14 protein-coding genes are annotated in these 12,104 nt (G+C 41.6%); 8 read left to right on the top strand and 6 right to left on the bottom strand.

Features of this window, described 5'->3' with window-relative positions; translation table 11 throughout:
• Positions 1 to 274: 274 nt before the first annotated feature.
• A complete protein-coding gene (locus I1A42_RS21740) occupies positions 275 to 526 on the bottom strand; it encodes a DUF2999 family protein (RefSeq protein ID WP_161157617.1) in 252 nt (83 codons plus the stop codon).
• 266 nt (positions 527 to 792) lie between these two features.
• Here I1A42_RS21740 and I1A42_RS21735 point away from each other — a divergent pair, with 266 nt between their 5' ends.
• The 6 genes from I1A42_RS21735 to I1A42_RS21710 all read left to right on the top strand — a co-directional run bounded on the left by I1A42_RS21735 (position 793) and on the right by I1A42_RS21710 (position 6,544).
• Positions 793 to 2,211: a GGDEF domain-containing protein gene (locus tag I1A42_RS21735; protein WP_196124984.1), complete on the top strand. Its 1,419-nt coding sequence runs from the start codon at positions 793 to 795 to the stop codon at positions 2,209 to 2,211.
• A 117-nt stretch (positions 2,212 to 2,328) separates the two neighbouring features.
• Positions 2,329 to 2,796 (top strand): hypothetical protein, encoded by a 468-nt coding sequence (locus I1A42_RS21730; RefSeq protein ID WP_196124982.1) that lies wholly within the window; start codon positions 2,329 to 2,331, stop codon positions 2,794 to 2,796.
• Between the two features lie 115 nt (positions 2,797 to 2,911).
• Positions 2,912 to 4,744 carry a protein translocase subunit SecD gene (gene secD, locus I1A42_RS21725; protein WP_196124980.1) on the top strand — a complete coding sequence of 611 codons (1,833 nt, stop codon included), beginning with the start codon at positions 2,912 to 2,914 and terminating at the stop codon, positions 4,742 to 4,744.
• Position 4,745: 1 nt separating this feature from the next.
• Complete coding sequence (gene secF / locus I1A42_RS21720) at positions 4,746 to 5,639, top strand: protein translocase subunit SecF (RefSeq protein WP_196124978.1); 894 nt, start codon at positions 4,746 to 4,748, stop codon at positions 5,637 to 5,639.
• Between the two features lie 221 nt (positions 5,640 to 5,860).
• Positions 5,861 to 6,151: a hypothetical protein gene (locus tag I1A42_RS21715; RefSeq protein ID WP_161157622.1), complete on the top strand. Its 291-nt coding sequence runs from the start codon at positions 5,861 to 5,863 to the stop codon at positions 6,149 to 6,151.
• Positions 6,152 to 6,277: 126 nt separating this feature from the next.
• Positions 6,278 to 6,544, top strand: a complete 267-nt coding sequence (locus tag I1A42_RS21710) for a DUF5062 family protein (RefSeq protein WP_196124976.1) — start codon at positions 6,278 to 6,280, stop codon at positions 6,542 to 6,544.
• Between the two features lie 76 nt (positions 6,545 to 6,620).
• Here the strand turns inward: I1A42_RS21710 and ppnP are convergent, their stop codons facing one another.
• From ppnP to I1A42_RS21685, 5 genes are all read right to left on the bottom strand, one after another.
• Entirely contained in the window at positions 6,621 to 6,902 is a 282-nt protein-coding gene (gene ppnP, locus I1A42_RS21705; protein ID WP_196124974.1) for a pyrimidine/purine nucleoside phosphorylase, read from the bottom strand.
• 105 nt (positions 6,903 to 7,007) lie between these two features.
• Positions 7,008 to 8,327 carry a TRAP transporter large permease gene (locus I1A42_RS21700; protein WP_196124972.1) on the bottom strand — a complete coding sequence of 440 codons (1,320 nt, stop codon included), beginning with the start codon at positions 8,325 to 8,327 and terminating at the stop codon, positions 7,008 to 7,010.
• Between the two features lie 6 nt (positions 8,328 to 8,333).
• A complete protein-coding gene (locus tag I1A42_RS21695; RefSeq protein WP_196124970.1) occupies positions 8,334 to 8,849 on the bottom strand; it encodes a TRAP transporter small permease subunit in 516 nt (171 codons plus the stop codon).
• Positions 8,846 to 9,922, bottom strand: a complete 1,077-nt coding sequence (gene dctP, locus I1A42_RS21690) for a TRAP transporter substrate-binding protein DctP (RefSeq protein WP_196124968.1) — start codon at positions 9,920 to 9,922, stop codon at positions 8,846 to 8,848. The genes I1A42_RS21695 and dctP overlap by 4 nt, the downstream gene beginning before the upstream one ends.
• 112 nt (positions 9,923 to 10,034) lie before the next feature.
• Positions 10,035 to 10,964, bottom strand: coding sequence for a LysR family transcriptional regulator (locus I1A42_RS21685; protein WP_161157628.1), 930 nt, complete (start codon positions 10,962 to 10,964; stop codon positions 10,035 to 10,037).
• A 408-nt stretch (positions 10,965 to 11,372) separates the two neighbouring features.
• On the opposite strand from I1A42_RS21685, the gene I1A42_RS21680 reads away from it, so the two are divergent.
• Positions 11,373 to 11,672, top strand: coding sequence for a hypothetical protein (locus tag I1A42_RS21680; RefSeq protein WP_196124966.1), 300 nt, complete (start codon positions 11,373 to 11,375; stop codon positions 11,670 to 11,672).
• Between the two features lie 26 nt (positions 11,673 to 11,698).
• On the top strand, positions 11,699 to 12,052 hold the full coding sequence (locus tag I1A42_RS21675; protein WP_196124964.1) for a hypothetical protein: 354 nt from the start codon (positions 11,699 to 11,701) through the stop codon (positions 12,050 to 12,052).
• The last annotated feature ends 52 nt before the right edge of the window (positions 12,053 to 12,104 follow it).

The raw sequence follows: 12,104 nt of genomic DNA, 5'->3' as shown, positions 1-12,104 counted from the left end.
TGATGACGATCTGAATACTGTCTCTTGTGGTTATTTGGGTATGTCAGTTTACATTGGGATATTATTTCCAAAACTGATTGAAAAGAATGCAAAAAACGCTCAATAGTTGTTCAGTTTCATTATTGAGATTTTTCTTGCAAATTTGCGGTAAATTAATCTAAAAATGATATTTTAATCAGTAGGTTAAAGTTAGAAAGGGCAGTTAATAATAAAAATAAGCCATAACAACCAAATTATGACTTATTGAATAGGTTTGCTGTGCCAGATGAATGGCTTATTTGTTCAAACGAGCTTTGGCTTCTTCAACTTTTGAAAAGTCTAAACCAAGCTCATTGACTGCATCTTTAATTAATGCAGGATTTTGCATTACTTGTCCCATCAAAGCTTGAAGCTGTTCTTGAGGTAAACCCAATTGGCCGATAGTCGCCATTGCAGCAAGAGGGTTCTGCGTTAATGCTTCGAAAAGCTCTTTAATTTGCTGATCGCTAATATTGTTTTCTTTTAGCATTGCGATAATTGGGTTCATCTCTTTACCTTTGTACATCATTAACAATGAGAAGCGTTAGTTTACATTGACTCTCTAGGAATTGCACTTCTCATGATTATCAGTCTTTTTCATCGCTTCATAGCGCAGCAATATTTAAGAGTATTTATTCTAACTAACTGTTAGTTAACATTTTAAGTGATATTGATCATCCTATGAGTCTCAATAATGAAATTGCCCATGTTTTTATAGTGGTTAATATAATGGAGTGCTATTCTACAACTATCTAAAATGATTGAGATAGACCGATGAGCCAAGCCCGAGAGCAATGCGGGATAAAGCATCATGACGTGGAATATCGAACGCTGGTCAGCGAGTGTGCTTGTGTATTGTTATTTTTGATAACGGCAGGCTCAGTTAGTGGTTATTTATTTTCGGTGCCAGCATTGTATTGGATATTTCCGGATGGACCTGCAACGAATTTGCTGACAGCCTTGACTGTAGGGTGTTGTGCTGTTTCTATTCTCTGTTTTTTGCACGATAAGCGCCGTCTGATGGCGTATTTTTTAATGCTAAGTAGCTTAGTTCTCATCTTTAAACTCCTCTCTTATTACACGCATTTAACCGTGGTCTTAGATTTAGATAGAGAAATTACCTTATTTCATCAACGATATGGCGACCACAAAACGAATCAGATGGGTATCAACACCGTGTGGATGATGGTGTTATTGACCTCCTCATTGTGGTTTTCTTTCTATCGGCGGCATCTCTTTGCTCAAGCACTGGCCATGTTATCTTTCATTATCCCATCAATATCTATTGTGGGGTATGTGTTTAATCTCAACAGTTTCTATGGGCAAATGTCGCTAAACACCATCATTTGCGGTGTATTTTTGATATTCGTCACCTTAAGTATCAATGCCAAATATGGGCTAATACACGCACTACTAGCCACTACGGTTAGTGGCCGTTTAGCTCGCGTTCAATGTTTCTCTGGCATCGTGTTTGCGCTTGGCTTAAGCATTATGGTGGTGAGATGGCGCAATGACATTGATATCAACGTCCTGTTGCCTGTTATTATTATCTCGCTATTTTGGTTTTTATTATTGCAAGCATTTAGCAGCGCAATGGTCTTTTCGAAAATCGAAGCTAAGCGGCAGACGATGGAAAAGAAATTGATCCATGCAGCACAATATGATCCGTTAACGGGGTTATATAATCGCATGGCATTTTCGGATGAATCGCACAAAGCCATTCAGCGCCAATCTCGCGATGGCGGAAATATTTGTGTGCTATTGATAGATATCGACTTTTTTAAAAATATCAATGATACCTATGGGCATGATGTCGGCGATAAAGTCTTACGCTGCGTGGCAAGCACCATTAATCGTACCGTGAGAAATACAGATATTGTCGGCCGATTTGGCGGGGAAGAGTTTTCATTGTTACTCCCCAATACTACTTGGGAAGAAGGATTGCATGTCGCTGAAAAAATTCGCATTCGGGTTGCTCAACTCGGTTTGAGTTCTGTTGTCGGGAAAAAAGAAAAAGTATCGGTATCTATCGGTTGCTCTACTATTGATATTAATCACCCTAGCTTGGATGAATCTTTAAAATGGGCCGATTTGGCGTTGTATGATTCGAAAAATTCAGGACGTAATCAGGTTCAAGGCGAAATGGGACTCACGACACTACGTAGCCGCGCAAAACGTTATTCTAATTGTTAGAATAAGAGATACAGTTCAACTCGCAAACGTCAAAAAGCAACGGCCGATCAAACAGAAACAAAATAGTTGTGTAGGAGCTGTTTACCGCGATGGTAAACAGCTCTTATAATGCCGACTATGGAATCAAACCTGTTACTGTCTTTGCGAAAGCTAACAACCTTGTTAGTGCTCGCGTTAGTTGTCTCTGTCTATTCTGGTATTAGTTCAAATACCTGGAAGGATTTGAGTACCACTAAATTCAGCACTCAGCAGGTTTCTCACCATGTGACTCATGATGTTCATACCGTAAGTTTAACTCAGAAACAGATCCCAACGCTGCATAACACAGACAATCATGACGGGCTTTGGTATGCACCTGCAACCAATCAACGCTGTTTAAGTATGGCTGAAATCGGCTCTGACGTTGATCCACCTGCGTATGCTTTGGTTGCTGAGCTTCCTCATCCAATACACCCGTTGTTTAGTCACGATTTTGCTAGCGCACTGCCTCGTGATAATTGGGCCTTACTGCCACAAACTCGCAGTTTAAGATTGAACGGTTGGAAACAGTCCAACTTACAATATCGTTTTATCCAACAAGCCTAAATTTTCTATCTCGTCATTTTATTTCGTCATGCACCTTTGTTCCAAGCAATGGAATCAGAGTCGGTGCGTGGTATTTGCGGTTTCTACCGCGGCTCGAAAGAGATAGAAAGCAATTATGCAAAATTTAAATTATTCAACGTCGTCTAAACGACGCCGTCATGCTGTGCTTAACCACAATGCAATATGGAAATACGCAGTATTGATCATTGCCATCGTTATTATGGCTCTGAGTGCTTTACCCACTTGGTATGGTGAGAATGCTGCCATACAAATATCCCCCAAAGCTGGGTTGAATCTGACGCCGCCGGCGGTGGTGAATACCTTGGCAAAACATCAGATTGCGGTACGCCGTTTAGACAGTAATAAGCAAGGTATGCTGGTTGTTTTAACTAACAATCAACAGCAAACGCAAGCAAAAGAGCTCTTGGCGTCTTTCGCTAAAAATCCGGAGCAATTGACGTTAGCAATGACGCCATCAGCCCCTAAATGGTTATTGAATTTAGGGTTCGAACCGATAAAGCTTGGCCTTGATTTACGTGGCGGGGTGCAGTTTTTATTGGATGTTGATGTCGCGCCAGTCTATCACCAACAAAGTGAAGGAGTGAGTGATGCTGTGCGTCAATTTGCTCGGGACAATCAGCTTTATGGTGTGCGTATTCATCTACATCAAAATAACGAGTTGCAAATCAATACGTCCGATCTAACTCAAGCCAAAATAGAGTCGTTCTTACGGCGTCAATATCCCACATGGAATGTCTCGCCTACCAAGCATGGCTTGACGCTCTCACTGAATACACAAGAGAAAGTCACGCTACGCAATATGACGGTAGAGCAAAATTTACAAATCATGCGTAGCCGAATTGAGGAGTTAGGGATCACTGAAGCATCTGTGCAGCGGCAAGGTGAAAGCCATATCTTGATTGAGCTTCCAGGTGTTCAAGACCCTGCCGCGGCTAAGGATGTCATTGGCGCGACCGCGACATTAAAATTCTATGCAGTCATGCCAGAGGGAAGTCGTAGCAGCCAATTGATAAAAGATACTCAGGGTAAGCCAATTTCTGTCGCCAAACAGCCAGTACTGACCGGAGAGCATATCTTAGATGCTCGGGCTGGGAATGGTGAGATGGGGCAAGCGGAGGTCAATATCACCTTGGATTCCGTGGGCGGCGATAAGATGACGTCTTTCTCCAAAACTCATATTGGGAAACCGATGGCAACCGCATACAGCGAGTATAGCCGGGATCCTAAGGGGCAATTACACCAAACCAATCAGATCATTAGTGTTGCAACCATACAAAACGTCTTACCGGCAAAGTTTCGTATTACTGGAATAGGCAGTTATGAGCACGCTCAGCAACTCGCACTGTTGCTGCGTGCTGGATCAATGACTGCGCCAGTGACGATTGTTGAAGAGCGAACGATTGGCCCTAGTTTAGGAGCGGAGAATATTCATAACGGTTTTGCTGCGTTGGCATTGGGAATGGCCGTGACGTTGGTATTTATGGCGCTTTGGTATCGCCGATTAGGCTGGGTGGCAAATCTTGCATTGATTGCCAATATGGTGCTGCTTTTCGGTTTAATTGCGCTGATTCCCGGTGCGGTATTGACTCTTCCTGGTATTGCTGGACTGGTACTAACTGTGGGGATGGCCGTCGATACTAATGTGCTTATCTTTGAGCGAATTCGAGACAAGCTCAAAGAAGGGCGCAGTTTTGCGCTCGCGATTGATAGAGGTTTTGATAGTGCGTTTGCAACCATATTCGATGCCAACTTTACTACCATGATCACCGCTGTTGTTCTGTATGCCATCGGTAATGGTCCTATCAAAGGGTTCGCTTTGACATTAGGTTTGGGGCTATTAACCAGCATGTTTACTGGTATTTTTGCTTCTCGAGCCATTATCAATTTGGCCTATGGCCGTAATCAATCGCGTGACGTGAGGGTATAAAATGAATATTACGATGAAAAGTCGCTGGCGTTACGGTTGCAGCATGGTGTCACTCTGCTTAATGGTGATGTCTGTGGTGATCATTAGTGTAAAAGGGCTCAATTTTGGTCTTGATTTTACCGGTGGGGTCGTTAATGAAATTCGTATGGATAAGCACATCGAAGCGAGTGAGATCCGTAGCCATTTACAGCAATCTTATGGTCAAGATGTCGCACTGGTTTCAGCTGGTGAACCTGGACGTTGGGTGATTCGTTATCAGGCATCGAAAGCAGGGGAGGTGCAACCTGACATTAAGCATGTATTAATGCCCCTTACTCATTCGCTAGAAGTTTTAAATACCAGTATTGTGGGGCCTCAAGTGGGCTCAGAACTTGCACAGCAAGGCGCACTTGCTCTACTTGTTACTGTCATTTGTATTATGGGGTACCTGTCGTTTCGATTTGAATGGCGCTTGGCATGTGGTGCTCTATTTGCTTTGGTTCATGATGTTGTGTTTGTTATCGCGTTCTTTTCTTTAACGCAAATGGAGTTCAACTTAACTGTACTTGCTGCGGTACTGGCAATTTTAGGTTATTCACTGAATGATTCGATCATCATTGCTGATCGAATCAGAGAGCTATTGATGGCCAAACCGAAAGAGCCTCTGGCGCAAATCAATAATGTGGCGATCACTGCGACCTTCTCCCGCACTATGGTGACCTCAGGAACGACGTTACTTACTGTGGCAGCACTATGGTTTATGGGGGGAGAGCCTTTGGCTGGGTTTTCTATTGCCATGTTTATCGGCATTTTAACTGGGACGTTTTCTTCAGTTTCAGTGGGGGCGACATTACCTGAGTTTTTGGGATTGTCGAGTCGACACTATTTGCCTAAACCCATCTCTGAAGATTTTTAGCTAGATTCATCACTTAAATGGAGCCGACATCAATTTTGTGTCGGCTTTTTATTATCTTCAATGTTTCTAATTAACTGTTTTTTATAAGTAAATAGAAAAAGGCCAAATGTTTCAGTGATAATAATGAGTAAGTTAACCATAAAGGAGAGTTCTTTATGATGAATTCTGTCGGTAAAGTACTTCTTTTTTAAATAAAAGCCGAGAGTTCGGAGATATTCTCTATGACTGAAATTCTGCACGAACGCATTGAGCAGTGTGTTTCGGAATTAAAAAGTGATATCCATGTATTGTCGAAATACATTCACACGGAGAACAACTTAGGGTTCTTTTTTTCTGCAGATTGCACAGGATTAACCAAAGCCGATTGTGCTCATCAGTTTATCATCGATTCGCTGATGAAAAAGGGACTGTCAGAAGAGGCGTTGGCCAAAATACCGCAAGAGATTGATGAATTGACCAAATTATTTTTGTGGGAAATCGCACTAGATACTCTTGACCCTCGGTGTTATTGATCGAGCACTAATTCATCAGTTCCACTCAATCTTTTTGATGCTTACCTGTAAAGTTTTACCGCATCGGCAATTTCATCACCCAAATTATGTTCTAATGCGTTAACAGAGAGAGCATATGGTGGAAAGATGGCAAAGACGAACAAGATTCAAAATGAAGATAAGTTATTTAAACGAGCTTTGCAGATTGGCAGTAAGATGGCAGAAATGCAGGGATATAAATTAACAGAAGAGAGCGCTTCATTGTCGGTAAAAACCAAAGCGTTATATCTATTTTTAGTACAGGTTCGTCAGATAGCGCCATTACCTGAAGATAAGCAAGATGGGCAAAGTCTGAAAAAGCGGATTGCGTTGTGGATGTATAATGCTTTGCCCGAGGGCGATCCACTTAAATAGTGCGCAGTCAGTAAACAAGGTCGCAGCATAAAAAAACACCGCATAAAGATACGGTGTTTTTTCTTACTCATATCAACTATTGGTATTCACACAAGTAAGCTGTTGATTGTTTAACTTGAAGATCAAACGATGAATCGCCGTCTACATTAAAGCTTTCGCCATCTTTAAAAGAGAGCCAATTTTGTTCACCTTGGCGTTTAATTGTAAGCTCGCCTTTAATTACGGTCATTTTTTCAGGTGCTGCAGTGCCGAATGTATATTCACCCGGAGCCATGACACCAACGCTACTTTTTTCACCTTGTTGTTCGAAGGCCAGTGATTGTACGTTCCCTTCAAAATAGCTGTTAGCCTTAATCATTGTATTTCCTTATTTCTTTGTCTCGTTATCAACTTGTTAGCGTTCTATATTTAACCCATTACACTACGTAACACAAGTAAGACTCTTTAGGGGCTAAACAAAGAATTAGCCAAACATCGTATTCGGCAACCAAGTAGAGATAATGGGAAAAGACAATAGAATAGCTAATACGACCAAATCACAAGCAACAAAAGGCCACACACCCACAAAGACTTCGTTAACTTTAACATCTTTTCCCGCTGCGCTATTTAATGCAAAGGCATTGAGCCCTACAGGAGGAGTCACGCCAGCAATTTCACACATTTTCATCGCAATAATGCAAAACCAAATGGGGTCATAGCCCAATTGGGTAATGATGGGGAAAATAATCGGTAATGTCAGGGCAAAAGCTGCTGCTGGTACAATGATCATGCCCATTAGAAACCAGATGACAAGCACCATAGCCATGATACTCCAACCGGGTAACCCTGATGAAACTAGGTAGTGGGATATATAAAATGGAATTCGTGTGAGCCCCAAAAAGCGACTGAAAAACAAAGCACCAATGATGATAAAAAATAGAGTTGTGGTGATTCCAGCGGATTCTCGTAGTGATGAACGCATGGTTTTAAGTGAGCGAAGAGGGCCTTTTATTAGTCCCATTAACAGCGCGCCTAATGCGCCGATAGCTCCGGCCTCTGTTGCGGTAAAAAGCCCCGAGTACATTCCACCAAGAACTGCGCCGCCTAGTAATATAAGCTGCCATAAATCCAATAATCCAGTCATGCGATCGCGACGCTTCATGTGTTTCTCTTTATCGGGAATGGGGGCGATCTCAGGGTGGCGTTTGGCTTTCCAATAAATGACAACCACATAGGCCAGCGCTGTTAATAAACCGGGTAGTACACCTGCCATAAAGAGTTTGCCTACCGGCACGTCCGTAAATAATGAGAACAGAATAAACATCCCACTTGGCGGAATCATGGCTGCTAGTGAGCCTGAGCAGGCGATACTGCCTAATGAGAATTTTTTTTCGTAGCCGTAGCGAATCATTTCAGGGTAAGCGATACGGCCAAATACACTGGCTGTTGCTAAGGAGGAACCACATACAGTGGAAAAAGCAGCGCTACCAAATGCCGTCGCAACCGCTAATGAACCCGGTAATGAGCCTGTGAGTTTTGATATTCCTTTATAAGCCTGCTCCGCGAACCCAGCCGTTGCCGCAAAAGCGCCCATTAACACAAATAGAGGCAGGACGGTGAAGGTGGGCGAGGCAATAGCACTATAGGCCGTTTCACCAAGTAATGACATTGCACCGTGCACATTGAGTAGCACTAGAATGCCGATAAAGCTGGTTACAACGAAACTCAGAGCCAGTGGTAGGCCGATAAATAGGAAAAAGAGTAACCCTAAGATGGCGATGGTGCCAATAATAGTAAAATCCATAGGTAGTTAAACTCCCTGTGAATTACGTTGATGGTGAAAATTGAGTAGGTGAGAATAGCCATTGATTGCCGCCTGCACAAAATATAAGGCTAAGGCAAATGTCATGATAAATTTCACAGGGTAGAGCAAAATCGGCTGAGGCCCAGCAATTGCTTGCTTACTTTCAAAAGCAGCTAAGGCATTGTTCCACAGTGCCCATGTAATAAACCCAATGGTAACAACCGAAATTGACGAGATAAATATATTGAGTAAGCACTGCCAGTAGGTGGGGAGTTTCTCAAGTAAAAAATCGACATTGATATGTGAGTGAGTTTCTTCACTGTGAGATAAACCAAGATAGGTAATCGAGATCATAGTAAACATTGCTAACTCTGATACACCGTATAGGGGCTTGGATAAGCCCCGAGTAATTAAATCAATACACATGAACAGCATCATAAATATGAGTAACCATCCACACAGTTCCGAAAGTGCTTGATTGACCTTTGTCAGCCAAAGCGGTTGATGAGAATAAGGGCTCATGATTGCTTATCCTGTGCTAATGCGTTATCGATAACTTCTTCCATCTTATCTAACATGGCTGCTGGCGCTTTAGCGTGTTTCTGTTGGGCTTGCTCTAACCAAAGTTGTTTATTTTCTTTAATGGCGGGTAATTCAACAAACTGTTGAATTTCTTCGGCAGTGGCTGCTTTTACGTGATAGCCCGCTTTCTTTTCTAGTTTGACAATGTTGTTGAATAGATTTTCATAGTAATGCCCAAAGTCGATAGAGGCCTGCTGCTGTGCTTGATTAAAGTAGCCTTGCATCTCTGGCGAGAGGCTATTCCACTTATCCAAATTCATGGTGAGTAACACAGGAACAGCAGCCCATAACTTCTGAGTGGTGAGTATGTTCGGTGCGATTTGATCCATACCAATCCGGTGCATGCTATCGTAGTTTGTCACGACACCATCAATGGTACCGCTATCAAGGGCTTGGTAAGTATCACTCCAAGGGATAGAGACAGGAGTTGCTTGCATATCTTTGATAATGTTCAATAACCATCGGCTCGAAGCGCGAATTCGTTTGTCTTTTAAATCGTCTGTGGAGTTGAGCGTATCTCTGGAGATAAAGGCATAAGGAAGGTATGCATAGGTGTAGATGATTTTTTGTCCTTGAGCAGCAAATTCTTGATTTAATTGCGGTATCTTTTGATAAATTTCTTTGTAAAGCTGCATTTTCCCATCAAAGCTCACCGGACCTTCTGGAAATAACTGAAATGCACTATTCAACAGTAGACGGGTAGGGTAGTAATTAATGTTGATAAAGCCTATGTCTGCAATACCATTTTTTACACCATCGAGTACTTCGTTACCTTTAAGTAGCGAACCTCCCCAATAAGGTACAATTTTAATATTGCCATTAGAGACTTTCTCTAAGCGATCAATAAACCCTTTTTCCGCTTCTCCACGTAAGCCACTGACTGCAGTATTCGTGGCAAAACTGAATGTTTCAGCTGCATTTGCTTGATAAGCAACGCTTAAGCTCAGTGTAGAAAAGAGCAAAGCTGACAAGACCTGGTGTTTACCTTTAGTAAAACATCGACTTAATTTCATAACACACTCCATTGTGATTTTTGAATGTTAAACCAGATTTTTTCCGTCCGTAAAAAGTCCTTTGATTAATTCTTATAAAAAATAGGGTTTTTGTCCTATACCAATTTATTCGTTATTCATAACAAGATGTTAAGGATTGCTCTTCCCGTAAATGTTGCTGAAAAATATCGATAAATATCTGGGCTGTTTGTGAAATAGGTGAGTGACGTAGATGCAATAAATTGGCATGCAATTGATAAGGAGTGACTAAAGGAAGTATTTGGATTTTGTCGTCGCGGTGTGCTTCATAAGAAAAGGCATCAACCAGAGCGATACCTAGACCTGACTTAACCATTGAGCACGCATATTGGGGAGAGCTGACTTCGATAGAGGGAGAATAGTGGACGGAGCGTTCGGCAAATACGGATTGGGTTAATTCACAGAAAGGTGTTTCAGGTGTGTAGCCTACAAACACTTCGTTTTCTAAGTCGGAAAAATGAACAGCATCAGCTTGGGTTAATGGATGCTCACTAGAGCAGACAAACAGTAATTTGGCTGGAAACTGTTTGGATATGAGAAGGTTTGGATGATCAAAAGGAAATAGCGAAATGGCCAGATCGACATAACCATCGATCACTTGATTTTGCAGAAGAATATGCCTCATGCACTCAAAGCTGACCCGTACATCAGGACAGCGTTGATGAAAGGTGTGAATAACCTCTGGCAGTAATTGATGACCTAAACTTGGGCTACTGGCTAAGCGTAAAATACCTTGTTGTTGTTGGCGTAAATCTTTCACTGTGGAATTGATTCGCTGCACATCACGATACACATGTTCGACATCTTGAAATAAACGCCGGGCTTCAGGCGTCGGGCATAAACGCCCCCGTACTCTTTCAAATAGAGTTAACCCTGTGCGTTGTTCTGTATAGGAGAGCATTCGGCTGATTGCTGGTTGAGAGACCATGAGTAGCCGCGATGCTCCGCTGATTGTTCCTGTAACCATGATTGCGCGAAAGACTTCTATCTGACGAAGGTTCATATTGGTGGAAGATGGGGACATAGTATTAGCTCTTATGTAATTAAATGGATGATTGGGTAATTCATGACGAAAAAATCTGTTTATCATGTTATCCAACCTTAAATAATGCCATTAAATTAATAAGTTATATTTATTTAGTTACCGGTTAAGAAGGACTGTGTTAGATTTTGTATTCAAGCGTTGCTTGTTATCGCTGTTTTCATATTGATGTATTGCAGTATGTCGTGTTGCGCCAAATACTTAACCAATAATGATTTAAAGCGATTTTAAAAGCTGCTATACCCAAATGACCTAAAGATGCAGGATTCAGAGCTTCATCAACGAGCTTAGGTCAAGTTCAATCACCGCAGGAATGGTCATTCCCTTTAACGTGATTGAGGTATATAACCGATTGAAGTAATTATGATTTTATAGTGAGCATAGTTAGTAATGAAATTATATGAACGGTACGACAATATTTATCGATCGAATATTGAATTGATTAGAGACAATCAAATCAAAGTCGATCCTTTACCTATCGAAGGAGAAGATCGGTGGGGTGTAAGCGCTGTCTTTCGCCCTACATTACCGTTAGAAGTATGGCGCGATCTCGAACAACTAAAAACGGTACTTGGTCAGCAGCATGCCTACTATCATGAGAACAATGTTCATATCACCTTTCGCTCTTTAGAAGCATATAGAGATAATATTGGTTCTTCTGATGAGTTGATAAAACTGCCCATGAGTTAGAGAACGTATTACGTGATGCTGAATCAATGACAGTCTCGTTATCAGGTATTATTGGTGTAGCAAGTGGTTTGATTCTTGGTGGTATACCTAATTTTGATATTGAAAAGTTAAGATTAGAATTTTTCACCCGATTACGTGAAAATGGGCTAGTTACCTCTGGGCCTGAAACATCGGTAAGTCAGTTGAGAAATACCTGTCATGCTAGTCTTGCTGTCTTTGCCTCTAAATTACACCTCGCCGATGAAAGTCATGATGCTTTATCTAAGTTGCACCAAAAATCGTACGGTGACATTCAACTTCATGACATAGAAATTGTTGCTTATAAAAGAACACTAAGCGCTATTGACGTTAAATCATTGGCAAAGATAACCCTATCGTAATGTTGTTACCTATCATGAGTTAGCTAAACATCAATCTTACAAATTATGGCAT

Source organism: Vibrio nitrifigilis (genome assembly GCF_015686695.1).
GTDB classification, from domain to species: domain Bacteria; phylum Pseudomonadota; class Gammaproteobacteria; order Enterobacterales; family Vibrionaceae; genus Vibrio; species Vibrio nitrifigilis.
The sequence above is the reverse complement of the archived record's forward strand: the minus strand, read 5'-3'. Positions and strand labels throughout refer to the sequence as shown.